The organism is Marinobacterium profundum (assembly GCF_001528745.1).
Lineage (GTDB): Bacteria > Pseudomonadota > Gammaproteobacteria > Pseudomonadales > Balneatricaceae > Marinobacterium_A > Marinobacterium_A profundum.
This window is the reverse complement of record NZ_BCNS01000114.1, coordinates 1-24,945: the sequence shown is the minus strand read 5'-3', so window position 1 is coordinate 24,945 and position 24,945 is coordinate 1. Positions and strand designations below refer to the sequence as shown.

Below are 24,945 nucleotides of genomic sequence, written 5' to 3'. Positions count from 1 at the left end.
TCTCGGACAGCCTCCTAGATAACTGAAGGTGCAGACCGAAAAGAGACCGGGAGGCTGCACCTTTTTTGAATCAAGCGGTTACTTGGGTTGCGGCACTATGCGCAGGTAAGGCTTGGGGGCCTTCCAGCCATCGGGGAATTTGGCTTTGGCGTCGGCATCGGACACGGCCGGCACTATGATCACGTCTTCGCCCTGTTTCCAGTTCACAGGCGTGGCGACCTTGTGTTTGGCGGTGAGCTGGCAGGAGTCGAGCAGGCGCAGCACTTCGTCGAAATTGCGCCCCGTGCTCATGGGGTAGGTGAGCATGGCCTTGACCTTCTTGTCGGGCCCGATCAGAAACACCGAACGGATGGTGGCGTTGTCGGCTGCGGTGCGTGCCTTGTCGCCACTGGCATTGGGGTGAATCATGTCGTACAGCTTGGCGATATGCAGATCCGGATCGCCAATCATGGGGTAGTTCACGGCATGGCCCTGGGTTTCTTCTATATCACCCATCCAGGCGTGGTGGTCGCTCACAGGGTCTATGCTCAGGCCTATGATCTTGCAGTTGCGGCGTTCAAACTCGGGCTTGAGTTTGGCCATATAGCCAAGCTCGGTGGTGCATACGGGGGTAAAGTCCTTGGGGTGGGAAAACAGAATGGCCCAGCTGTCGCCAATCCAGGAATGAAACTGAAGCTTGCCCTCGGTGGTGTCAGCTGTGAAATCCGGGGCCTCGTCGCCAATTCTAACGGCCATGGTGATGCTCCTGGTTGCTTGGTGTTGATGGATATGAACTTGGTTAACAGTTTTAGTTATAGCCGAGAGTCCGGCTGCGGCCCCGCTGCTGGACTAGGCTTTATGGTTATATCCATAGAAGTGCCGTTGCGGGGCTAAGCCCGGTTGCTGGCGGCTTATACTCAGAGCACTTTGGTCGCCGGAGTGGCTGACATGCCCGATAATTCTAATGCGTCGTCCTGGCGCGAACTCTTCGCAACGGATGCCTGGCCCGACAGCCGCGCCTGGCCGGGGCTACTGCTGCCGCTGCAACAGGCGTTTGCTGAACTGGGTACAGAGCCTGCGCCGGCGCAGACCAAGGCCTGGCAGCCGCAACTGGCCCGTGCACTGCTGCAGCTCGATTTGCCCCCCTGGCGTATCAGCCAACTGCTTAGCGATCACAACGACTGGCTCTACAGACGCGCTATAGAGAATGCGCTGGCTGAGATGGCGCAGCAGGGCTGGGGGGCACCGCCCTGCGGTTTCTGTGTGTTGAGTCTGGGTTCAGGGGCGCGGCATGAAAGCCTGTTGGGGCCGGATCAGGACAACGCCATGATCATTGAGGATTACCCGGACGTGCGTCATACGGCCATCGATACCTGGTTTCAGTCCCTTGGTGAGCGCTTTACGGCCCGCCTGCATGAATATGGCATTCCGCTGTGCAATGGCAATGTGATGGCGCGCTGGCCCTCCTGGCGCAAGCGCAGCCACGAGTGGCAACAGCAACTGCAACTCTGGACGGGCCGGCGGGTGGTCAAGCTGGTGCAGCTGTCTAATATTCTGCTGGATTTTACGCCCCTGTACGGCGATGCCGTGCTGGCGAGCGGCCTGCGCAGTCAGGCGCTGGCACTGATGCCCAGAGCCGGATTGTTTCTGCACGAAATGGCGACGCTACTGGATGAGGCGCCGGTGGCGCTTGATCGTTTTGACCGGCTGCACGGCGATGGCAAGGATGCGCCCCATGCCCGTGCGCTCAACCTCAAGGCGCAGGGGTTGCTGATACTGCAGGGCGGGGCCCGTTTGCTGGCGCTGCTGCACGGTATAGCTGCGGTGGATACGCGCTCAAGACTCTGGTCATTGGCCGAGGCCCGCGTACTGGAATTGGCGCAGGCGCAGCAACTGGTCGAGGCGCTGAACCAGCTGCAGGCGTTGCTGTTGCGGGCACAGCTGGAGGCGGTGGCGGCTGGCAGAGCGCCGGATGCCTGGGTCGACCAGGGGCAGTTGAGTGCGGCGGATTGCAGCCAGCTGCGCCAGAGTCTGCAAGCGATCAGGGACTTTCAACGCCAGGCCGTTGCCGCGATTTAGCAAAATCCCAAAGGGCAAGCTACAGAGCCCAATCTAACCCGTAGGAGGCGCGCCTCGGAGAACCCAGCCATAGTTCCATAAGCTTCGCAGCCCGTAGCCAGGAATGAGCGTAGCGAATTCCGGGAAATGAGCCTCAGGCGAATTTCGAGGACGCGTCTGCAAATTCCGGGGAATTGTATAACCCCCGCCCGCCTGTCGGCTTTAACTTGCCCCTTTCACCTTGCCCCTTGCCCCTTGCCCCTTGCCCCTTTAATCTCGCCCCTAGCCCCTAGCCCCTAGTCTCTCGCACCTCGCACCTCGCACCTCGCACCTAGCACCTAGCACCTAGTCTCTCGCCTCTCGCACCTCGCACCTCGCAGCTCCCCGCGGTGGTTGTCGGAATTCGCTGCGCTCATTGCCAACCTACGAAAACGTCTATTAGCCCGCTTCGACTGAAACCCAGTGGCCGACTGAATCTAACTCGCGGTAAGCCACTCGTTGTCGCTATTTTGCTCCGGCGCTCTGGGCAGTTCGATTACGAAGCGGGCGCCCGTGAGTGTGTTGCCCGATTCTATCCACAGGCGCCCGCCCAGGTGGGCAATGATGCCGCGGCTGATGGGTAGGCCCAGACCCGTGCCGCGGGGGCGGCCGCTGGCATCCTGACCGCTGTTTTCCAGTTGGTGAAATTTCTCGAATACGCGCTCGCGTTCCGACTCCACAATGCCCTCACCGTTGTCCTCCACCGACAGTCGCCAGTGATCCTTGAAGGGTTCCAGGCAGAGCCGTGCCTGGCCCGCCTCTGGGGCGGCGAACTTGCTGGCGTTATCCAGCAGGTTGATGATGACCTGCTGCAGCCGGTCGGGGTCGGCGGTAACGGCTGCGCTGTCTTCGGGTAGCTCCAGTTCCAGGCTCAGGCCCCGTTCGCTGCACAGGTGGCTGACCGCTTCGGCTGACTGGCGCGCCAGGCGGGTGAGATCCAGCCGCTGGGGTTTGAGCGTCATGCGGCCGGATTCAAGGCGCGCCAGATCGAGAATTTCCTCGATCAGGCGCGACAGCCGCTCGCTTTCGCGCACCACTATGGATAGAAAATGACTGCGTTTTTCGCTGTCCATATCCGGAGTATCGCGCAGGATTTCGGCGAAGGCCCGGATGGAGGTCAGGGGCGTGCGCAGCTCATGACTCACCATGGCGACGAACTCGTCTTTCAGCCGATCCAGCTCGCGCAGTTGCTCGTTGGCGTGCCGCAGTTGTTCACCAATAGCTGCCAGTTCGCTGGATTTCTGCTCCAGCCGGCGGTTGTACTCCAGCGCCTGGGATGTGGTGTCCAGCAGGCTGAGCACCGCTTCCAGATCCAGCGCTTCGCCGCGTACCACCGAGTTGATCAGAATGCGCGCAGAAGCCCCACCCAGGGCGCCTGCCAGGGCGTGTTCGGCCTGGCTTATCAGGTGTGGCGACGCCGGCGTGGCATCGTTCACGGGGTCACTGGCAGAGGTATCCGCCGGGCCCGGGGCGCTTTGCAGCACCCGCGCCGTTGCACTGGCGCCCAGGTAGCGGTGCAGCAGGCGACGCAGCTCGCCGCGGCTCGTCTGCCCCAGCCAGAGCGGAGTCTGAATCAGGCCATGGTGCAGCGCGCCGGTAAAGAGCGCCGCCTGGGTCTGTTCCAGCCGGCTCTGGCGGCAGAACAGTGATACCAGTACCAGCAGGCCTATATTCACCAGCAGGCTCCAGAACAGTCCGTGGCTGTAGATATCCCAGCCTTCGAGGCCAAACAGCGCATAGGGCCGCAGCCAGTAAATGCCCCAGGGACCATCGCTCAGCAGGCTGGCATCAAGCCAGCCGGATAGCGCAAAGCCCGGCAGCAGCAGGGTGTGCAGCCAGACCACAAAGCCTCCCAGCATGCCGGCGGCGGCCCCCAGACGTGCGGCACCGCGCCAGTAGAGGCCGATCAGCAATGCCGGCGCGAACTGGGCCGCGGCGGTGAAGGACACCAGGCCTATGGTCACCAGACTGTAGGATTCACCAATCAGGGCGTGGTAGAGGTAACCCAGCAGCAGAATAAGCACTATGGCGATGCGCCTGATGCCCAGCAGGGCGCCGCTGAAGTCCTGGTAATTTTCGATCTGCAGACGGCGCAGGCGCAGCAGAATCGGCATGATCAGGTGATTGCTGACCATGGTTGAGAGCGCGATAGTCTCGACAATCATCATGCCGGTGGCGGCGGAGAGGCCGCCGATAAAGGCCAGTGCCGGCAACCAGCTGGAGCCGCCGACAAGCCCGACCGTGAGCACGAAGCTGTCCGGGGTTTGGGTGCTGTCGCCCAGCAGGGTGCCGGCCAGGGCAATTGGCAGCACGAACAGGTTGATGGCCAGCAGATAGAGTGGAAACAGCCAGCTGGCACGCCTGATATGGCGCTCATCCACGTTCTCCACCACCAGTACCTGGAACTGGCGCGGCAGCGTTAAAAAGGCCAGCGCCGCCAGCACCAGGGTGCTGACCCAGCCAATGCTGCCGCCGGGCACCGCATCCAGCCCGAACTTGTCCGCCAGCCCCGGCAACTGCGCGGCGCGGCGCAGCATTTCGCCGGGGCCGTCGAACAGCCAGAACACCACGTAGAAGCCGACGGCACAGAAGGCCAGCAGCTTGACGACAGACTCGAAGGCGATAGCGGCCACCATGCCCTCGTGGCGCTCGCTGGCGTCCAGCTGGCGGGTACCAAACAGGATAATGAACACCGACAGCACCAGCGCCACCCAGAGTGACTTGTCGGTCCAGAAGGGCGCTTCGGCCAGGTGCAGCACCGGCGAGGTGGGAAATTGTGTCAGCACCGCGTAGCTGTAGGTGATGGCTTTAAGCTGCAGCGCGATGTACGGCATGATGCCAATCACGGCTATGAGTGTGACCAGAGCGCCGAGCCAGCCGCTCTTGCCGTAACGGGCGCTGATAAAGTCGGCAATGGAGGTAATGCGCTGGGCACGGGCGATACGCACCATGCGTCTGATCAGCAGCCAGCCCAGCAGCATCACCAGGGTCGGTCCCAGATAGATGGTTAGAAAGGCAGGCCCGTACTGGGCGGCGCGCCCGACACTGCCGTAGAAGGTCCAGGCGGTGCAGTACACTGCGATCGAAAGCGTATACACCAGCGGTGAGCCAATCACCGAGCGCCCGGCCCCGGCGCGCCTGTCCGCCCAGGCGGCAATGATGAACAGCAGACCCAGATAACCAAAGGCCACGAACAGCAGCACCCATTCGGCATTCATTCCATGACTCCGGTGTCCTTACCTGGCTGGCCGTGGGCCTTGGGCGAATAGCAGCTTTTACGGGTGAAACTGGAAACTTCACCATCGCTGCGCGCGGCGTATCGTCGGGCGAAGCGCTTTCGTATGGCACTCATAATGTGATCAATCGTCATCATCGTTGAGTTCCAGCGTCAGCGCCGCGAGCAGGATAACGAGGGCCCAGGCACCGAAGAGGTACAGCAGCAGCCACGACAGACCGCCGCCGCCGGGTTGATCAAACAGTCCCAGCAGTGGCGGCGTAAACAGCAGTGCGGCCAGCAGTGTGACGGCGATCAGGCGCGATGGCAGGGGGGAGGGGCGCATCATGGTGTAGTTCTCTCAAGCTGGCCGCCGGCCTGGAACTGCAGTGCCTGTTCAAGGCTGTGTACGCCCCTTGCCTGCAAACGCGGCAGCAGCTGCAACAGCAGCTCGGCGGTCACCCTGGCATCGCCCAGCGCAGAATGGCGCGTGCCGGGGGCAAAACTGAGCTGAAATCGCTCGGCCAGGGCATCCAGGCCGTGGCCCTCCAGGGTGGGGTCCAGAGCGCGGGACAGCAGCAGCGTATCCAGCACCGGCATTTCAAAGCTGACCCCGGCGGCTTCTGCATGCAGGTTGATGGCCAGCAGGTCGAAGGCGGCATTATGGGCCACCAGAACGGCGTGGCCGACGAAGTCACGAAACTGCGGCAGCACCACGGCGGCGGGCGGGGCCTCGGCCACGTCGCTGTCGCCAAGGCCGTGAATCAGTGTGCTCTGGGGCGGTATGGGTCGACCGGGGTTGATGAACTGATCGTAAGCCTCCTGGGCCAGCAGGCGGCCATTGATAATGCGACAGGCGCCTATGCTCACCAGGGTATCGCCCTGGCGCAGTTCCAGCCCGGTGGTTTCGGTGTCGAACACCACCATTTCCAGTTGCCCCAGCGGTCTGGCGCCGAGTTCTGCCTCAGGCGGTGGCAGGTCGGCGATACTGAAATCGTGGAATTCGGGTCTGGTTTGACGCGCTTTCGGCGGTGCTCCGACGCGCTCCAGCGCGGGCAGTGGCAGCCGCAATCTGGCATGCAGGCCGTCCTTATCGGCCAGGGACCAGCAGTCACTGTCGTGGCGGCGCAGTACATCCAGCAGGCTGGGGAAGGTGCTGGCATCGGTTAGCGGCCGCTGCAGCCAGCAGTGGATGCGTCCCTGGTCGATCGGTTGGCCGGGCCAGATAAGATCCAGGTACACGCGCTGGTTGCCCAGGCGCAGCTCGGCTTCGAATCGATGCTCGCCGGTAACTTCATGCAGCTGCCCCAGCAGACGGCACAGCAGTTCAAGCAATGCGGGCCCGTCGGCTCTTAGCCAGGCGGGAATGCCAATGGCCAGCAGTTCGATATTCTGGCGCTGTATACGCTCACTCAGGGCATTCCAGAGATCGTTGGACCAGGTATCCTGCAGCAGGCCCGAATCCTGTTGCAGGCTGTCAAAGTGCCGGGCCAGCTGGTCTACCAGTTCTCCAACCGCCTGACTTTCCTCGCGCACAATGGCCTCGAGTCGGCCTTGCAGCTCGGGGGTGGCCTGGCAATTGGCCAATACTTCACTGCTGCTGACAAGACTGGCGCTGCGCCGTCGCAGATCTGGCAGCAGGCGCGCCAGCGGCGCATGCCAGCGCTGATCCGCCGTCTGCAGCGCAGTGCTGTCCTGCAGCGTGATCAGTGCCTCGCCCTGGCTGGCGGCGACGCGGCGCAGATCGCAGCGCAGCCAGTGTTCTCCCCAGGGCAGCAGCAACTGGCGGGCGCGGCCGTCACGGGGCAGATCTTGCAGTGCATCCTGCAGGCCTGGCAGCGGCAGCAGCTCGGACAGGCGCCGACCGAGGCCCAGAGCGGGTGACTGGGCAAACAGCTGCTCTGCAGCCGGGTTAAACAGCAGCAGGCGCTGGTGCTGATCGCACAGTAGCAGCGGGGTGTGCAGCACCTGCAGCACAGCTTCCAGTTCGTGGCGTATCCGAAGGGCCTTGCTGGCGCCCTGTTCAGCGGCGCAGTGCAGTGCCTGGCGGTCTTGGCGCCAGCCGTCGCGCAGGCGCTCGAAATCTGCCCTCAGCGGGCGTAGCCAGCCTTCGGGGGCAAAGTCATGGGTGGCATCGGGGTTGGCGGCGAGACGGGCCAGCTGGACCTGCAAATGGCGCAGGGGTGCCAGCAGCCTGTGCTCCAGTATGCTGCCTAACAGCAGTATCAGTGACCCTGGCAGCAGTGCCAGCAGCCAGAGGCCTGTGCGCTCAACCCCAGCCGGTTGCAACGTGCTGTCGAGCCAGAAGCCCAGAAAGATACCGCTGAAAAGGGTGGTGCCACTGAGCAGCAGCCAGCGACCCAGCAGGGACTGGAACGAAGGCACCTCAATTGCCACCTTTCAGCAGGGCCTGAACCTTTTCCACCAGCAGGCGGGTTGAAAAGGGCTTGGTTACATAGTCGTCGGCCCCCAGGGCCAGGCCTTTCTCGCGCTCCACTTCACGGCCGTGGGCGGTGAGCATGATAATGGGCAGCTGGGCATGTTCGGGCTGGGCGCGCAGTTGTTCGAGTACTTCAAAGCCGCTGAGGCCGGGAAGGCTGATATCCAGCAGAATCAGATCAGGCCTTTGTTCAGCCACCCGCTGCAGCGCCGCTTCACCGTCATTTGCGGTTATCACCTCAAAACCGGCCTGCTGCATCAGAAATTCCAGCGACAGCACTATATTGGGTTCATCATCAACCACCAGCACAAGGGTCATAAGCGCCTCCTGATTACTAGAGTCTGCAGGACCTGAAGTGGGTTCAGGACTGGCAAAGACCGGCAGGCTTTCAAACCGTTGTATGAGTTTAGCAGCCTGCCGGGCTTACCACTGATCTGCTTGGCTTGGGCACGGCGTAACCCAACAATGAGCCGTTGCCTGTTGACGGGTTTCGCTGCGCTGCACTGCATCCTACTGGGGGAAATGATGATGTCCGGTTGGAATCTAGGTTGGGTGAAGGCCCGAAGGGGCGCAACCCAACGATGGGCGTAACCCACAGATGAACCATCGATTGATGAGCTTGGTTTCGCTGCACCGCATCCTGCTCGGTTAAAGAGGTCTTAAAGGGGCGGTACATCCGACATGAAAAAAGGGCGCTGCCGGTGGCAGCGCCCTTTTTATGGCGGCAAGCTGTGTTCCTGCGGGGCTGCTGGATCAGCCGCCCAGATAGGCCTTGCGCACGTTTTCGTCGTCGAGCAGATCGGCACCGCTGCCGCTGAGGACCACGCGGCCATTTTCCAGCACATAGCCACGGTCGGCGATTTTAAGCGCCTGGTTGGCATTCTGCTCCACCAGAAAGATGGTCACGCCATCATCACGCAGCTTCTGGATGATCTGGAAGATCTGCTGGATGATGATGGGCGCCAGGCCCAGCGAAGGTTCGTCCAGCAGTATCATGCGCGGTTTGCTCATCATGGCGCGGCCAATGGCCAGCATCTGCTGCTCGCCGCCGGACATGGTGCCGGCGCGCTGGTTAATGCGCTCGCGCAGGCGCGGGAAGAGCAACAGCACTTCCTCCAGGGTTTCCTCGTACTCGGCCTTGGTACGAAAGTAGGCGCCCATATGCAGGTTTTCCTGCACAGTGAGACGGGCAAAGACCCGCCGCCCTTCAGGCACTATGGCCAGACCCTGGCGCATGATCTGTGCGGTGGGCATCCCGCTGATGGGCTTGCCATCGAACAGAATCTCGCCGCTGGTGGCCTGGGGATCACCACAGATGGTCATCATCAGGGTGGTCTTGCCGGCACCGTTGGCGCCGATCAGGGTGACGATTTCGCCCTTTTTGACCTCAAGGGAGACATCATGCAGCGCCTGTATGGGCCCGTAATGGGTGTTTACATTGTTGATTTGCAGCATGTCATTCCTCTCCGAGGTACGCCTTGATGACGTCGGAATTATTCTTGATCTCATCTGCGCTGCCATCGGCCAGGGGTGTGCCCTGGGCGATAACGTAGATGTGATCGGAGATTCCCATCACCAGGCTCATGTCATGCTCGATCAGCAACACCGATATTTCGTGCTCATCGCGCAGGCGCACGATCAATTCATCCAGCTGCTTGGTCTCGTTGGGGTTGAGTCCGGCCGCCGGTTCGTCCAGCAGCAGCAGTTCTGGCTGGGTCACCATGCAGCGGGCGATTTCCAGCCGGCGCTGCTGGCCGTAGGACAGGTTGCCGGCTTCGCGGTTGGCGAAGGCCAGCATATCGACCTCTTCGAGCCAGAAGGCGGCGCGATCCATGGACTCCTGCTCCAGACGGCGGTAGGACGCCGTCTTCAGCAGGCCCGACAGCAGGTTGGTATTGAGGTGGCGGTGCTGTGCCACCAGCATGTTTTCGATCACCGTCATGTTGGAGAACAGCCGTACATGCTGAAAGGTGCGCACCAGCCCCTTGCGGGAGATGTGAAAGTCTTTCAGCCCGGCGATCTGCTCGCCCTTGAACAGCACGCTGCCGTCGGAGGGAATATAAAACCCCGACAGACAGTTGAAAACGGTGGTTTTGCCAGCACCATTGGGGCCTATAACGGATACGATCTGGCGGTTCTTGATCTTCAGATTGACGCCATTGACTGCCACCAGACCACCAAAACGCATGGTCAGAGCATTTACGTCCAGCAGTAACTGACTCATTACTTCAACTCCATATGCGGACGCTTGCTCGGTAACAGACCCTGCGGGCGCCAGCGCATCATGAGCACCATCAGCAGTCCGAACAACAGCATGCGGTATTCCTGAAATTCGCGGGCAAGCTCGGGCAGAATGGTCATCACTATGGCCGCCAGTATGACGCCAAGCTGTGAGCCCATGCCGCCGAGCACCACGATCGCAAGAATGATCGCCGACTCGATGAAGATGAAGGATTCGGGGCTGATAAAGCCCTGCCGTGCGGCAAAGAAGCAGCCGGCAAAACCGGCGGTGGAGGCGCCGATGGTAAAGGCTGAGAGCTTGATCACGGTGCGGTTCAGGCCCAGTGAACGGCAGGCGATTTCATCCTCGCGCAGCGCTTCCCAGGCGCGGCCCACCGGCATGCGCATCAGTCGGTTAATGACATAGAGCACGGCCAGCACCAGTACCACGGCGATCAGGTAGAGGAAGATCACCTTGTAGCTGCTGGAATAGTCGATGCCCATGAAATCATGGAAGGTGGTGCCGCCGTCACTGGCACGGCGGTTGAACTCCAGCCCGAACAGGGTGGGCTTTTCGATCCCCGAAATGCCGTTGGGACCGCCGGTGATGGAGGTCCAGTTGTTCAGCAGGATACGGATGATTTCGCCGAATCCCAAGGTCACTATGGCCAGATAGTCACCGCGCAGACGCAGTACCGGAAAGCCCAGCACAAAGCCAAAGAGCGCCGCCATCAGGGCCGCGATCGGCAGGCAGATCCAGAACGACAGGCCGAAGTAGTTCGACAGCAGCGCGTAGGTGTAAGCACCTATGGCGTAGAAGGCCACGTAGCCCAGATCCAGCAGGCCGGCGAGGCCGACGACTATATTGAGACCCAGACCCAGCATGATGTAAATCAGTGTCAGGGTCGCCAGATCGACGGATCCGCGAGATACCATGAAAGGCCAGATGAACAGGCCGACAATGACCATGGCGATCAGCCAGGGCTTGAGGCGCGAACGCACGGACTCGGCGGGCAGGATTGCCTCCAGGTTCGGGCGCGGAATGCCGGCCGTGGCGGCGCTGATCTGATCACGGAACAGTTGCGACAGAAAAACGATGGCGATGCCACCGAATATCCAGGTCCACTGGGCGGCGGTGGCGCCGACCACGCGCAGCTCTGTACCTTCGGAGGTGAGCTTAACGCCCACCATCAGACAGGTGAGGATCAGGGTAATGCCGGCGGCGAAAAAGGCGGTATAGAAGTTCTGGCGCATCATACTTTCTCCACTTCCGGTTTGCCCAGCAGGCCACTGGGGCGGAACAGCAGAATCAGTATCAGCAGGCCGAACGACACCACGTCCTTGTATTCAGAGGGGAAATAGGCCGAGGTCAGGGCTTCGGTGACACCCAGAATCAGACCGCCGAGCATGGCGCCGGGAATGGACCCAATACCGCCGAGCACCGCTGCGGTGAAGGCCTTGAGACCGGCAATAAAGCCGACAAAGGGGTTAACCACACCGTAATACAGGCCCAGCAACAGGCCCGCCACGGCGGCGAGCGCCGCGCCAATGATAAAGGTCATGGCGATGGTGCGGTTGGTATCAATGCCCAGCAGGTTGGTCATGCCCTGATCTTCAGAGCAGGCGCGACAGGCGCGACCCATGCGTGAGCGGGATATAAACAGCGTTAGCGCGGTCATGCAGACGAGGGTGACAGCCCAGATGATCAACTGCATATAGGACAGCGAGACTTCAAACAGCTGCGGGTCACCGAAAGTCCAGCTGCCGCTGATCTGCGGTGCCAGGGCTACATCACGCGAACCCTGGGCCAGAACCACGTAGTTCTGCAGAAAAATCGACATGCCGATGGCGGAAATCAGCGGGATAAGCCGGTTGGAGCCGCGCAGAGGGCGATAGGCCACGCGCTCTACAGCCCAGCCGTAGGTGCTGGCTATGAATACCGCAATAACAAGGGCGATAATCAGAATAACCGGGAGTGCGACCATCCCCATGCCGAGCAGGCCGGCGATGACGATGAACGAAATATAGGAGCCGATCATGTAAATCTCGCCGTGGGCGAAATTGATCATGCCGATGATGCCATAGACCATTGTGTAGCCGATGGCGATCAGGGCATAAGTGGACCCGATCGTCAGCCCGTTTATGAGCTGTTGCAGGAAATAGAGTGATGCTTCAGACATAGTAAAAACCAGGTCAAAGGATACCCTGGGCGCAGGCCTGTGGATCGACCGGCGCCCGGCCCCGGATCGCGGGGCTGGGTATCGGGGCAGCGAAGGGCCTGGGGCCCTGCTGCCTGATTATTGTAATTATTTACTGGGGAGCAGGTGTCTTGGAGCCATCTTTGTGCAGGCTGTAAACCAGGAAGGTGGACTCGGTCAGGTCACCTTTCTCGTCGTAGGTCACCTTGCCGATAGACGTATCGAACTCGTTCTTGCGGATATAGTCGGCCAGTTTGACAGGGTCGGTATCACCGACAGCCTTGATGGCGTCGCCCATAACCTGAACGGCGGCGTAGGCGGTAAAGACGAACGGGCCTGAGGCATCTTCGCCCTTGGCTGTAATGGCTTCAACGCGGGCTTTGTTTTCCGGGTTCTGATCAAAGCTCTTGGGTGCTGTTGCCAGCACGCCTTCGGTTGCATCGCCAGCGATCTTGGCCAGATCGGCGTTGACGATACCTTCAGGTCCCATGAACTGGGCGCTGAAGTTTTTCTCCGAGGATTGGCGCAGAATCAGCCCCAATTCCGGATGATAGCCGCCGTAGTAAACGAAATCGACGCTCTCTTTTTTCAGCTTGGCGATCAGCGCCGAGAAGTCCTTGTCGCCCGGTGTCACACCTTCAAACATAACTGCGGAAATACCCTTGGCTTCCAGACCGTCTTTTACTGTCTGTGCCAGGCCTTCGCCGTACTGCTGTTTGTCGTGAATGATGGCCAGGGTTTTGGGCTTCACTGTGTTGGCGATGTAATCCGCCGCCATGCTGCCCTGCAGGCTGTCCAAACCGATGGTGCGGAAAACCAGCTGATGGCCTTTCTCGGTGATGGAAGGGGAGGTGGAAGCGGCGGTAATCATCAGCACGCCTTCTTCTTCGTAAACATCGGCTGCAGGCTCAGTGGAGCTGGAGCACAGGTGACCGACTACATGGGTGATGCCGTCGTTGACGATCTTGTTGGCTACGGCCACGGCCTGTTTCGGATCGCAGGCGTCGTCGTAAATAACGCCTTCAAGCTGCATGCCATTTACGCCGCCTGCCTTGTTGATATCGTCAATCGCCGCCATTACGCCGATTTTCTGCATGTCGCCGTACTGGGCAACAGGGCCTGTGGCCGGGCCTGCCAGGGCGATTTTGAGCGTTTCAGCCTGGACTGCAGCGGCTGAGCCCAGAATGGCCAGTGCGGTACCAATACTGAGCAGTGTTTTAGAAAACTGTTTCATTGCAGAGATTCCCCTTCGATTATTTTGCGTCTGGCGAGGGCCAAGTAGTTCTTGTTATAGCTCGCCGCCTACGTTTACGTTGTCTGCGGCATAAAATCAATTATAGACCGCGCAAATTGTGCAGATGATCGATATTGTCAGGATATGTGGTGCCGATTGTTATTGAGCCCTTGCAGGCAATCGCTGATGCTTCGATCAACTGCGGTCTAGAATGCAATGGGCGACCGGGGTTGCAGTCTGGCACGTTGAACTGTCGCTGCACCTGAACCTTCTGGTTCGGCTTCCCAGCATAATAAAGATAAAACGCGGAACACTGTCAATCTGCCACTGCGGCAGGCCGGCGGACTGGAAGGGAAAACTATGGGATTCAATATTCAGGGCCGCAAGCGGCTGCTTGGCCTGCTGCTTGGTTGCAGCCTCATCACTGTGCCGGCATTCGCGGCGACCCCATTCGATCGTTTGCAGGTGGCCGCCCAGGTGACTGAGCGGGCGACCCAGTCGCTGCTGCTGGATATCACCCGTGCTGGTGAGCGCCTTGTGGCTGTGGGCGAGCAGGGGCTGGTGCTCTTGTCCGATGATGGCGGTGAGCACTGGCGTCAGGCCGAGGTACCGGTGAGCGTGTTGCTGACAGCCGTGAGTTTTGCGGACGAGCAACAGGGCTGGGCGGTCGGGCACGATGGCACTGTATTGCACAGCACCGATGGCGGCTCCAATTGGAGCCTGAAGCTGGATGGCAACCGCATCAACGCATTGCGGGTGGAGCAGCTTGAAGCGCAGCTGGATACCCTGAGCCTGGAAGCCGAGGCGGATCCTGTGGTGCAGGAAAACCTCGAATTCGCGCTGGATGATGCTCTTTTTGCGCAGGAGGATGGCCCCAACATGCCGTTGCTGGATGTCTGGTTCGCCGATCCGCAGCACGGCTTTGTACTGGGCGCCTATGGTCAGCTGCTGCAAACCCGGGATGGTGGCAGCAGCTGGCAAACCCTGGGTCATCGCCTGCCCAACCCCGATCGTTTTCATCTCAACAGTCTGCTGGCAACAAGCGCGGGTGATCTCTATATCGCCGGCGAAGCTGGCCTGCTGCTGCGCTCCCGCGACCGTGGTGAACAGTGGGAAGCACTGGAGTCCCCCTATGAGGGTTCACTCTTTGCCATGGCCGAACTCAATGGCCTCTGGCTGATGGGGTTGCGCGGCAATCTGTTCTACAGTCCAGATGGCGAAAACTGGCAGGCGCAGGCGCTGAATGCCACTGCGACCCTTAACGGCGCCCTGGCGGTGGACAACAAGCTGGTGCTGCTGGGGCAGGGTGGCCTGCTGCAGGCGGGCGATCGCGCAGGCTTTGCGCCGCTGTTGCAGGAACGCTCGCGTCAGAGCCTGAGTGCGGCCCTGGTGGCCGGCACGCAGCTGCTACTGGTGGGTGAAGGTGGTATTCAGCGCAAGACCTTGCCGGCGGGAGCTGCACAATGAAAATACTGACCCTGTCGATACTGGGCCTGGTAAAAAGCAGCGAACACCTGATCGAACGGGTGCTGTTTCACCGTCGTCGCACGCTGCTTGCGCTCTTCGTGCTCGTGACCCTGGTGCTGGGCTGGCAGGCCAGCCAGATCAGGCCTGATGCCAGCTTCGTCAAGATGATTCCCACCGAACATCCCTACGTTGAAAATTACCTGACCTACCGCGACGACCTGTCGGGGCTGGGTAACAGTCTGCGCGTGGTGGTGGCCGCAACCGAGGGCGATATTTTCACGCCTGAGTTTCAGGAAAGCCTGCGCAAGGTGACCGATGAGCTGTTCTTCCTGCCGGGGGTTGATCGCTCGGCGCTGGCCTCGATCTGGACGCCCAATGTGCGCTGGACCGAAGTCACCGAAGAGGGCTTTGTTGGCGGGCCTGTGATTCCCGACGACTACGATGGTTCGGCCGCCTCGCTGGAAAATCTGCGCACCAATATTCTGCGCTCGGGGCAGTTGGGGCGGCTGGTGGCCAATGACTTTGGCTCGGCCATAGTGCAGGTGCCGCTGTTTGACCGCGATCCTGAAACAGGGGCCGCGCTTGACTATCAGCAGCTGTCCCATCTGCTTGAAAACCTGGTGCGCCAGCCCTACGAATCTGACCAGATTAATATTCACATCACCGGCTTTGCCAAGGTGGTGGGGGATCTGATTGATGGCGCCCGGGATGTGGCGCTGTTCTTCGCGGTGGCCTTTGGCGTCACCCTGGTGCTGCTCTATCTTTATTCCGGCAGTGTCAGCGGTACTCTGATCCCGCTGGCCTGCTCGCTGGTGGCGGTGATCTGGCAGCTTGGCCTGCTGCGTTTGCTGGGCTTTGGGCTGGATCCTTACTCCATGCTGGTGCCCTTTCTGGTGTTTGCCATCGCTGTGAGTCACGGCGTGCAGATCGTCAATACCGTGGCTCAGGAGTCGGCTGAGGGTGCCGATAGTCTGCTGGCGTCCCGCCGCGCCTTCCGTGCTCTTTATATTCCGGGCCTGACGGCGCTGCTGTCGGACGGGCTTGGCTTTGTGACCCTGATGGTGATCCAGATTCAGGTCATTCAGGATCTGGCGATAGCGGCGTCTATTGGTGTGGCGGTTATTATCCTGACCAACCTGTTGCTGCTGCCGCTGCTGATGTCCTGGACGGGTGTAGGGACGCGGGCCATAGCCCGGGCAAAGCGCAGCCAGGCGGCGGTGCACTCGCGTTGGGCTATCCTTACGGTCTTTGCCCGTCCCCGTGGCGCTATTGTGGCGTTGCTGGTGGCGGCAGGCCTGGCACTGGCGGGGCTGCAGGCGAGCTCCGACCTTAAGATCGGTGATCTGGATTCAGGTGCGCCCGAGCTGCGCAAGGACTCGCGCTATAACCTCGACAATGCCTTTGTGACCAGCCACTACTCGACCTCCAGTGATGTCTTTGTGGTGATGGTCACAACCGAGGCTGAACAGTGCGCCAGTTTCAAGACGCTTGAACTGGTGGATCGCTTCCAGCAATACCTCACCAACGTGCCGGGGGTACAGTCCAGTCTGTCGCTGGCGGATGTGTCCGAACGTGTCACGGCGGGTCTTAACGAGGGCAGCCTGAAATGGCGCTCGGTGAGTCGCAACCAGTTTGTTATCAATGCCTCCCTGGCCTATGTGCCCGGCGGTTTGATGAACGGCGACTGCTCCTTGCTGCCACTGATCATGTTCCTGGATGACCACAAGGCGGCGACGCTAAGCGGAGTCACCGACAGCGTGAAGGCCTTCGCGGCAGAGCACGACAGCGAGCAGATTCAGTTCCGCCTGGCGGCGGGTAACTCCGGCATAGAGGCGGCCACCAATGAAGTGATCAGCACCGCCCAGTACAAGATGCTGCTCTGGGTTTACGGGGTGGTGAGTTTGCTCTGCCTGCTGACTTTCCGCTCGCTGCGTACGGTGATCTGCATCATCCTGCCGCTGGCGCTGACGTCTTTGCTGTGTCAGGCACTGATGGCCAAGATTGGTATAGGCGTAAAAGTGGCCACACTGCCGGTGATCGCGCTCGGCGTCGGCATAGGGGTGGATTACGGTATTTATATCTATACCAAGCTGAACAGTTTCCTGCTGCAGGGACAGTCGTTGCCCGATGCCTATCTGGCGACCCTGCGTACTACCGGCAAGTCGGTGGCCTTTACCGGCCTGACGCTGGCGATTGGCGTGGTTCTCTGGGTGCTTTCGCCCATAAAATTTCAGGCCGATATGGGCATCCTGCTGACCTTTATGTTCCTGTGGAACATGCTGGGTGCGCTAATCCTGCTGCCAGCACTGACCTGTGTGCTCTATCGTCATACCGCCACCAAGGTGGAACAAGGTTAAACCAGTAAGTTGCCATACTGAGTAGCTGCACAGGCGCGATTCGCGTCAACTAAAAGAGGATTAGCCAATGCCGTTGGCGCCGAACAGAATACTGGTCCTGCTTGATGGCGGATCCCATTGCCTGGAGGCATTAAATCGCGCCGGGCTGATTGCTGAAGTGACCGATGTGCCGCTGGATTTGCTGTGGTTTGGCAAGGGCCCGGCCTGGGAGGGCATGGATGATGCGCTGGCGCAGCTGCATGTCGACCGAACCGTGCATCTGCTGGATCCCACCACCTCGCTGTTCGACAGCCTGCGCAGCGAGTGGGCGCGCGAGCCTTACTCGCTGGTGGTCAAGGGCTGCGACCCGCGACACAGCAAGCCTGCGCTCAAGGCTCCGCTGGACTGGCGTTTGCTGCGCGAAGTCCCGGCGCCTGTCTTGCTGGTCAAGCGTCTCGACTCCTGGGTCGGCGAGCGGATACTGGCGGCAATTAACCCGCTGCATGATGGTGAGGTTCAGGGTGCGCTGGATGAGTCGGTGCTGCGCGCCGCCCACCTGGTTTGCACCCTGGCCCAGGCGCAGCTGCATACGGTGATCGCCACTGAGCCTCCCATGCTGGGTGCGGCGGCGGAGGATCAGGTTGCCAGCCTTATTGATGCCAGGGCCCGTGCTGCGACACAGGTATTGTGCCAGCGGTTGGCGCTAAGCCCGCAGGAACATCACATAGGTGAGGGGCCCGCCGAATTCTGGATCAGCCAGGTCAGCAATAAGCTGAACGCCGCGCTGCTGGTTATCAGTACCAGTGCCCGCAGCGGTGTTAGTGGCGCGCTCTACGGCAATATGGCCGAGGACATTCTGGATAGTACCAGCACTGATGTGCTGGTTATGCGCGCCGGTGGTGTGATGGTGGATCATTACTGAATATTGCTTTGATTGTGCTTTACCCTTGGCAAGTCCTGAGCCCGTACCCTGTGTGCGGGCTTTTTATTGCCTGACTGACCGTAAATGTTATTTGTTTATCGAGCCTATGATAGCCGTAATATGGGTCTTCTTGCGGGCCTGGTAATTTTTGTCACTAAAACTGAGGGCATTTGTTATTGGTCGAACGGGCGAATTCGGTGATCCTGTGGACTGCAGAATAACGAGAGCGTCCGCCAGCCGGATGCCTGTGATTAGCCAGTTGAGGATAAGAATCATGCCAGAGTACAAAGCCCCGCTACGCGAGATGCACTTTGTGCTGAACGAACTGCTGGATGCAGATGCGCATTACCAGGCGCTGACCGGTGCCGAGGATGCCACACCGGACATGATTGAAGCGATTATTGAAGAGGGTGCCAAATTTTCCGAACGCGTGCTGGCGCCACTCAATGGCATAGGCGACCGTCAGGGCTGCCGTCTGGAAGGCGGTGAGGTTATTACGCCTGAGGGCTTCAAACAGGCTTACAGCCAGTTTGTTGAAGGCGGCTGGTCTTCACTGGCCCATGACCCGCAGTGGGGCGGTCAGGGTCTGCCGGAGTCCGTGGGTATTGTGATCAATGAAATGGTCGGCACCGCCAACTGGGCCTGGAGCATGTATCCGGGCCTGAGCCACGGCGCCATGAATACCCTGGAAGCCCACGGCACCCAAGAGCAGAAGCAGCAGTATCTGACCAAGCTGGTGAGCGGTGAGTGGACCGGCACCATGTGCCTGACCGAATCCCATTGCGGCACAGATCTGGGCTTGCTGCGCACCCGCGCCGAGCCTGAGGCCGATGGCAGCTACCGCATCACCGGTACCAAGATCTTTATCTCCGCCGGCGAGCACGACATGGCTGAGAATATAGTCCACATAGTACTGGCGCGTCTGCCGGATGCTCCTGCGGGTACCAAGGGTATTTCGCTGTTTATCGTGCCCAAATTTTTGCCTGATGCCCAGGGGGCTGCCTGCGAGCGAAACAGCCTTGAGTGCGGTTCGCTGGAACACAAGATGGGCATTCACGGCAACGCTACCTGCGTGATGAATTTCGATGGCGCGACCGGCTACCTCATAGGCCCTGCCAACAAGGGTCTCAACTGCATGTTCACCTTTATGAACACGGCACGTCTGGGTACAGCGTTGCAGGGCCTGGCCCACGCCGAGTGGGGCTTTCAGAACTCGCTCAGCTATGCCCGCGACCGCCTGCAGATGCGGGCGCTGACAGGTCACAAGAATCCGCAAGGTCCGGCTGATCCAATTATCGTGCACCCGGCGGTACGCAATATGCTGCTGACGCAGAAAGCCTTTGCCGAAGGCGGCCGCGCACTGATTTATTACTGTGCCCAGCTGGTGGATCGCGGCAAGCAGGGCGCTACCGAGGAAGACCGTTCCGAAGCGGATGCGCTGCTGGCTTTCCTGACGCCCATCGCCAAGGCTTTCCTGACGGAAGCCGGCTATGAGTCGGCCAACCACGGCATGCAGATATATGGTGGTCATGGCTACATTGCCGAGTGGGGCATGGAGCAAAACGTGCGTGATAGCCGCATCTCCATGCTCTATGAGGGTACGACCCAGATTCAGGCGCTGGACCTGCTCGGGCGCAAGGTGCTGATGACCCAGGGTGAAGCTCTTAAAGGCTTCACCAAAATAATGCACAAATTCTGTCAGTCCCAGGAAGGCGATGCCGCCATGCAGCCATTTGTGGCACCGCTGGCGGAGCTGAACAAGGAATGGGGCGAGCTGACCATGAAAATCGGCATGAAAGCCATGCAGGATCGGGAGGAAGTGGGGGCCGCAGCGGTGGATTACCTGATGTACTCGGGTTACGTTGTGCTGGGGTACTTCTGGGCCCGCATGGCTCAGGTGGCACAGGCCGAACTGGCAAAGGGGACAACGGACAGCGCCTTCTACGAAGCCAAGCTGCAATGCGCCCGCTTCTACTTTGAGCGCCTGCTGCCCCGTACCCGCAGCCTGAGTGTCACTATGTTGTCCGGTGCCGACAACCTGATGTCACTGGATGCCGAGCACTTCGCTTTCTGATATGGCTACCAACTAAGATGTGGCTACTAAAATACAAACCGGGACGCGCTTTGGTGTCCCGGCTACTGAAACTGCGCACCAGGCGTTACAACAAACAGACGACAGACCCGGAGACAGGCAGCATGAGCGATATAAACGCACTTTTTTCCAAGATGGAACAGCAGTTTGATGCCACGGCGGCGGCGGGCGTAGAAGCCGTGTTCCAGTACCAGCTTGACGATGGCGGTCCCTGGTTTGTGGCCATTGCCGACGGTAGTTGCACTATCACCGAAGGTGAAAGCGAGTCCCCGACAGTCACGCTGTCGCTGGACAGCCAGACCCTCGGCGAGATTATGAGCGGTGAGCTGGACGGCATGAGTGCCTTTATGGGCGGGCGGGTCCGGGCTGATGGCGATATCATGATTGCCACCCAGCTGGCGAAGCTGTTTCCGCCGGCCTGATGCTGGGCGTTTGCCGGGGTCTGCCCACGCAGTTCCGGCAGATGGCATACACTCACAGCACTTTGCTATTAACCCGGCGGGTTAATAGCAAAGCATGGGGGCCTCATCATTGGGCTTTGCGCTGGATCTAAGGCTCAATGCGAACATTAGATTAAAAATCGATAACAATAACATTCAAAGGTAACGGCATGGCTCAGGCAAGAGGGCATTCAATTCCGCAAGAGCTCAATCCGCAGCAGCACGCAACGGTGCTGGATGTGGTGGCGCGGGCGTGCCGCGACTACCCAGAGCGCCCGGCTTTCACCAGTTTTGGTCGTACCCTGAATTATGCAGAGCTGGATCGCCTGGCGGATGCCTTTGCGGTCTATCTGCAGCGCAACACGGATCTCAAACCCGGTGATCGTATCGCCGTGCAATTGCCCAACCTGATTCAGTATCCGGTGGTATTGTTTGGTGCCCTGCGGGCCGGTCTGGTGGTGGTCAATACCAACCCGCTGTACACGCCCAGGGAGATGGAACATCAGTTCCGTGACTCAGGTGCCAAAGCGCTGGTGATCCACAAGAGCATGGCCCATAACGCCGAGAAGATTATTGGCAACACCGATATCAGCCATGTGTTTGTGACTCAGATCGGCGATTTGCACGGCTTTCTCAAGCGCACTTTGCTCAATGCCGCTATCAAGTACATCAAAAAGCTCGAGCCTGCCTATTCGCTACCAGGTTCAGTGTGCCTGCGCCATGCGCTGGACACGGGGCTGGGGCTGAAACCCGAGCCGGTTGAGCGGGCAACAGCCGACCCTGCCGTGCTGCAATATACCGGCGGTACCACGGGGCTCGCCAAGGGTGCGGTGTTAAGCCACGGCAACCTGGTTTCCAACATGGTGCAGGGCTGCGAGCTGATCAGCCAGGCCGACGGGCACTGGAGCCAAACAACGGTCGCGCCTCTGCCGCTTTATCACATCTACGCCTTCACCATATCGCTGATCGTGATGGAAACCGGTGGCCATACCGTCTTGATTCCCAACCCCAGGGATATGGATGCCTTTGTGCGCGAGCTCAAGCGCTGGCAGGTGTCCTGCTTTATCGGCCTCAATACGCTTTTCGTGGCGCTGTGTAACCGGGCGGATTTCCGAGAGCTGGATTTCAGTCACCTGATCGTTACCATTTCGGGCGGTATGGCCCTGACCCATGATGCCGCCGACAAGTGGCGTGAGGTGACAGGTTGCGAAATCATGGAAGGCTATGGCCTGACAGAAACCTCGCCGGCGGTGTCGATCAATCCGCCCAAGGGGGTGCGCGTGGGAACTATAGGCCGACCGCTGGCGGGTACCGAAGTGCGTATTCTTGCCGCGGATGATACCGACGCAGTGCCGGGGGAGGCGGGTGAACTCTGTGTGCGCGGTCCCCAGGTGATGGTGGGGTACTGGCAGCGCGAGAAAGAAACGGCGGATGTGTTTACCGCCGACGGCTACTTTCGCACCGGTGATATAGCGGTTCAGGAGACTGATGGCTATCTGCGTATCGTTGATCGCGCCAAGGACCTGATTATTGTGTCCGGCTTTAATGTCTACCCCAACGAAATCGAAGATGTGGTGGCGTCCCACCCGGACGTAGTTGAATGCGCCGCGGTGGGTGTTGCCGATGAAAAAACCGGCGAGTCGGTGCGCCTGTTCGTAGTGAGTCGCAATGATGCGCTGACCGCTGCGGACGTGCGGGCCTGGTGCAAGGAGCGCTTGACCGGCTACAAAATACCCCGCGAGATCATGTTTACCCATGATCTGCCCAAATCGAACATTGGCAAGGTCCTGCGGCGGAAATTGAAAGAGTCCGGCCAGGACGCCGAAGTAGCCTGAATCAAGGATTGGAGCAAGTCTGTATGCCGTTACCCAAACCCGCTCGTCGTAGCCAGCAGCATCATCGCATCGTCAATTGTGTGGGCTTTAAGCGTGAAGATGGCCTCTGGGATATAGAGGGCCGCATGACGGATATCAAGACCTACGACGTCGACAACGAGGAGCGTGGCGGCTATGTGGCGGCGGGCGAAACCTTTCACGACATCAGCATGCGCCTGACCATAGATCAGAATTTTCTGATCCACCAGGTGGAGTGTGCCATTGATGCGGCACCTGCACGCATGTGTGCCGGTATCGTCGGCGTGTTCAAGCGTATTGAGGGCACCCGCATAGGCCCCGGCTGGTTGCGCCAAACCCGCGACCTGGTCGGTGGCGTCAAGGGATGTACGCACCTGAACGAGATGCTGCAGCCACTGGCGACCACGGCTGTACAGACGCTTTGGCCGGCGACTAGTGGCGATGCAAAGTCCGAGCGTCGCGGCGCCATTATCAATACCTGCCATACCTGGGCGCAGAATTCCGAAGTGGTGAGGCATGTGTTGCCAGAATTCTATACCCCGGATCCTCCTTCGACCTGATTGCCTCCGGCGTCCGGCCTGAGGGTACGGGCGCCCCATAACTATAAAACCTGGAGAACAGCATGAGCTTACCCGAGTCCTTCCACGGGCGGCTTCGCCTGCCCCTTATTGCCGCGCCTATGTTCCTGGTGTCAGGCCCACAACTGGTAACTGAGACCTGCAAGGCCGGAGTTATAGGTACTTTTCCGGCACTGAATCAGCGCAGCAGTGAAGGCTTCGAGCAGTGGCTGGAGGAAATCAATGCCGCGCTGCAGGATCACACCCAGACTACCGGCGTGGCGGCAGCGCCCTTTGGCGTCAATCTGATCGTGCATCCCACCAACCCGCGCCTCAAGGCGGATCTTATGCTGTGCGTGAAGCACCAGGTTCCGCTGGTGATCACCTCGCTGGGGGCGGTAAAGGAAGTGGTGGATGCGGTTCACAGCTACGGCGGTCTGGTGTTCCATGACGTCACCAACCTGCGCCACGCCAAAAAGGCCGCAGCGGCGGGTGTGGATGGGCTGATTGCCGTCTGCGGCGGTGCCGGCGGTCATGCAGGGACTCTGAGCCCCTTTGCGCTGATCAATGAAATCCGCCAGTTCTTCGATGGCGTGGTGATATTGTCCGGCAGCCTGTCCAGCGGTCAGGATCTGGCCGCCGCCCGCATGCTGGGGGCGGATCTGGGATACATGGGCACGCGCTTTATCAATACTCGCGAGAGCATGGCATCGGATGACTACAAGGACATGATTATCGGCAGCAGTGCCTCTGATATCGTCTACACACCCAAGGTGTCCGGTATCCCGGCCAGCTTTATGCGCCAGAGCCTGGAGGCCGCAGGCCTATTGGACACGGAGCACAATGCCTCCAAACCAATGGATCTGAGCGATGAGGCCAAGGCCTGGAAAACGGTCTGGTCTGCGGGCCAGGGGGTGGGTTCCATCGAGGATGTGCCAAGCACCGCCGAGCTGGTTGCACGCTTGAAGCAGGAATATACCGAGGCCGGCCAGCAGTTTGCGGCCGACAGCGCTACATATCTGGATTAAGAGGACTTGTCATGTCTGAACTGATTACCCGCCAGTGTACCGATGGCGTGCTGGAGCTGACCCTGAACCGGCCGCAGAAAAAAAATGCGCTGAACAGGGAAATGTACCTGGGTCTGACCGAAATGCTGCAGCAGGCGGATAGCGACGACGCGGTCAAGGTTGTACTGCTCAGCGGCGCCGGCGACAGCTTCTGCTCTGGTAACGATATTGCTGACTTTGTCAGCAGTGGCGCCAGCGCAGAGGCGGCCAGCGTACCGCTGCGTCTGTTGCAAGCCCTGGCCGGGCTCGAAAAGCCGCTGGTAGCTTCGATCCATGGCCATGCGGTAGGTATAGGCACAACGCTGCTGCTGCACTGCGATCTGGTATATGGGGCGGACAATACCCGCCTGCAGTTACCGTTTGCCCGCCTGGGGCTGGTGCCTGAAGGCGGCAGCAGTCTGTTGCTGCCGCAGCTGGCGGGGCATCGCAAGGCGTTTGAACTGCTGGTACTGGGGGAAGCTTTTGATGCCGATTGCGGTCGCAGCATAGGCCTGATCAACGAAGTCATCGCGGCAGACCAGGTGCTGGTGCGGGCGCGGGAGCGAGCCTGTTCCCTGGCGGCGTTGCCCCAGCAGGCGCTGCGCAAGAGCAAGCAGATGCTGCGGGCGCATCAGCAGGATTTGCTGCAGCAGGTGCTGGTGGAGGAAATCGATGCCTTCCGCGAGCGGCTGAATTCGGCTGAAGCCCAGGGCGCGCTTATGGCATTCATGCAGCGCGGCTAAATGCACAGGCATTCAGCCCCTAGGAGGCTGTCCGACAATACTCAACCTACTGCGAGCCACCTGAGTTTGGCTGTTTTTTGTGCTGTTTTGCGTTAAATAGAACCACT

Annotated in this window: 21 protein-coding genes; 10 read left to right on the top strand and 11 right to left on the bottom strand. The window is 60.0% G+C overall.

Translation table 11 applies throughout. The features are described 5' to 3' along the window. Positions 1 to 78: 78 nt before the first annotated feature. Positions 79 to 735: a peroxiredoxin gene (locus MPRO_RS12195; protein ID WP_067292610.1), complete on the bottom strand. Its 657-nt coding sequence runs from the start codon at positions 733 to 735 to the stop codon at positions 79 to 81. 192 nt (positions 736 to 927) lie between these two features. On the opposite strand from MPRO_RS12195, the gene MPRO_RS12190 reads away from it, so the two are divergent. Beyond that, positions 928 to 2,058 (top strand): DUF294 nucleotidyltransferase-like domain-containing protein, encoded by a 1,131-nt coding sequence (locus MPRO_RS12190; RefSeq protein ID WP_067292607.1) that lies wholly within the window; start codon positions 928 to 930, stop codon positions 2,056 to 2,058. Positions 2,059 to 2,513: 455 nt separating this feature from the next. Here MPRO_RS12190 and MPRO_RS12185 read toward each other — a convergent pair whose 3' ends face one another. From MPRO_RS12185 to MPRO_RS12145, 10 genes are all read right to left on the bottom strand, one after another. Continuing rightward, positions 2,514 to 5,294: an ATP-binding protein gene (locus MPRO_RS12185; RefSeq protein WP_067292603.1), complete on the bottom strand. Its 2,781-nt coding sequence runs from the start codon at positions 5,292 to 5,294 to the stop codon at positions 2,514 to 2,516. After that, a complete protein-coding gene (locus tag MPRO_RS25800; protein WP_158651806.1) occupies positions 5,291 to 5,428 on the bottom strand; it encodes a hypothetical protein in 138 nt (45 codons plus the stop codon). The genes MPRO_RS12185 and MPRO_RS25800 overlap by 4 nt, the downstream gene beginning before the upstream one ends. 7 nt (positions 5,429 to 5,435) lie before the next feature. Beyond that, positions 5,436 to 5,639: a hypothetical protein gene (locus tag MPRO_RS12180; protein ID WP_067292599.1), complete on the bottom strand. Its 204-nt coding sequence runs from the start codon at positions 5,637 to 5,639 to the stop codon at positions 5,436 to 5,438. Then, the gene (locus tag MPRO_RS12175) at positions 5,636 to 7,675 is read right to left on the bottom strand and encodes a 3'-5' exonuclease (protein ID WP_067292596.1); all 2,040 of its coding nucleotides are present in this window, start codon (positions 7,673 to 7,675) and stop codon (positions 5,636 to 5,638) included. Before MPRO_RS12175 ends, MPRO_RS12180 begins: the two co-directional genes overlap by 4 nt. Before the next feature lies 1 nt (position 7,676). Continuing rightward, on the bottom strand, positions 7,677 to 8,048 hold the full coding sequence (locus MPRO_RS12170; protein ID WP_067292591.1) for a response regulator transcription factor: 372 nt from the start codon (positions 8,046 to 8,048) through the stop codon (positions 7,677 to 7,679). A gap of 435 nt (positions 8,049 to 8,483) precedes the next feature. Further along, positions 8,484 to 9,185: an ABC transporter ATP-binding protein gene (locus tag MPRO_RS12165; RefSeq protein WP_067292588.1), complete on the bottom strand. Its 702-nt coding sequence runs from the start codon at positions 9,183 to 9,185 to the stop codon at positions 8,484 to 8,486. A gap of 1 nt (position 9,186) precedes the next feature. Further along, positions 9,187 to 9,954 carry a high-affinity branched-chain amino acid ABC transporter ATP-binding protein LivG gene (gene livG / locus MPRO_RS12160; protein WP_067292585.1) on the bottom strand — a complete coding sequence of 256 codons (768 nt, stop codon included), beginning with the start codon at positions 9,952 to 9,954 and terminating at the stop codon, positions 9,187 to 9,189. Further along, the gene (locus MPRO_RS12155; protein WP_067292613.1) at positions 9,954 to 11,204 is read right to left on the bottom strand and encodes a high-affinity branched-chain amino acid ABC transporter permease LivM; all 1,251 of its coding nucleotides are present in this window, start codon (positions 11,202 to 11,204) and stop codon (positions 9,954 to 9,956) included. The genes livG and MPRO_RS12155 overlap by 1 nt, the downstream gene beginning before the upstream one ends. Beyond that, positions 11,204 to 12,130, bottom strand: a complete 927-nt coding sequence (gene livH / locus MPRO_RS12150; protein WP_067292582.1) for a high-affinity branched-chain amino acid ABC transporter permease LivH — start codon at positions 12,128 to 12,130, stop codon at positions 11,204 to 11,206. Before livH ends, MPRO_RS12155 begins: the two co-directional genes overlap by 1 nt. A 130-nt stretch (positions 12,131 to 12,260) precedes the next feature. Continuing rightward, positions 12,261 to 13,382: a high-affinity branched-chain amino acid ABC transporter substrate-binding protein gene (locus MPRO_RS12145; protein ID WP_067292579.1), complete on the bottom strand. Its 1,122-nt coding sequence runs from the start codon at positions 13,380 to 13,382 to the stop codon at positions 12,261 to 12,263. Between the two features lie 360 nt (positions 13,383 to 13,742). On the opposite strand from MPRO_RS12145, the gene MPRO_RS12140 reads away from it, so the two are divergent. The 9 genes from MPRO_RS12140 (at position 13,743) to MPRO_RS12100 (ending at position 24,838) form a co-directional block, all read left to right on the top strand. Next, positions 13,743 to 14,849 carry a WD40/YVTN/BNR-like repeat-containing protein gene (locus MPRO_RS12140; RefSeq protein ID WP_067292575.1) on the top strand — a complete coding sequence of 369 codons (1,107 nt, stop codon included), beginning with the start codon at positions 13,743 to 13,745 and terminating at the stop codon, positions 14,847 to 14,849. After that, complete coding sequence (locus MPRO_RS12135) at positions 14,846 to 17,206, top strand: efflux RND transporter permease subunit (protein ID WP_067292571.1); 2,361 nt, start codon at positions 14,846 to 14,848, stop codon at positions 17,204 to 17,206. Before MPRO_RS12140 ends, MPRO_RS12135 begins: the two co-directional genes overlap by 4 nt. A gap of 67 nt (positions 17,207 to 17,273) precedes the next feature. Then, positions 17,274 to 18,107 carry a universal stress protein gene (locus MPRO_RS12130; RefSeq protein WP_067292568.1) on the top strand — a complete coding sequence of 278 codons (834 nt, stop codon included), beginning with the start codon at positions 17,274 to 17,276 and terminating at the stop codon, positions 18,105 to 18,107. A 274-nt stretch (positions 18,108 to 18,381) separates the two neighbouring features. Further along, positions 18,382 to 20,181, top strand: coding sequence for an acyl-CoA dehydrogenase C-terminal domain-containing protein (locus tag MPRO_RS12125; protein WP_067292564.1), 1,800 nt, complete (start codon positions 18,382 to 18,384; stop codon positions 20,179 to 20,181). A 122-nt stretch (positions 20,182 to 20,303) separates the two neighbouring features. Next, positions 20,304 to 20,621 (top strand): SCP2 sterol-binding domain-containing protein, encoded by a 318-nt coding sequence (locus MPRO_RS12120; RefSeq protein ID WP_067292561.1) that lies wholly within the window; start codon positions 20,304 to 20,306, stop codon positions 20,619 to 20,621. A gap of 188 nt (positions 20,622 to 20,809) precedes the next feature. Further along, complete coding sequence (locus MPRO_RS12115) at positions 20,810 to 22,474, top strand: AMP-binding protein (protein WP_067292559.1); 1,665 nt, start codon at positions 20,810 to 20,812, stop codon at positions 22,472 to 22,474. Positions 22,475 to 22,497: 23 nt separating this feature from the next. Next, positions 22,498 to 23,052: a DUF2889 domain-containing protein gene (locus MPRO_RS12110; protein WP_067292556.1), complete on the top strand. Its 555-nt coding sequence runs from the start codon at positions 22,498 to 22,500 to the stop codon at positions 23,050 to 23,052. Between the two features lie 62 nt (positions 23,053 to 23,114). Next, positions 23,115 to 24,077 (top strand): NAD(P)H-dependent flavin oxidoreductase, encoded by a 963-nt coding sequence (locus MPRO_RS12105; protein ID WP_067292553.1) that lies wholly within the window; start codon positions 23,115 to 23,117, stop codon positions 24,075 to 24,077. Positions 24,078 to 24,088: 11 nt separating this feature from the next. Next, a complete protein-coding gene (locus tag MPRO_RS12100; RefSeq protein ID WP_067292548.1) occupies positions 24,089 to 24,838 on the top strand; it encodes an enoyl-CoA hydratase in 750 nt (249 codons plus the stop codon). Positions 24,839 to 24,945 lie beyond the last annotated feature (107 nt).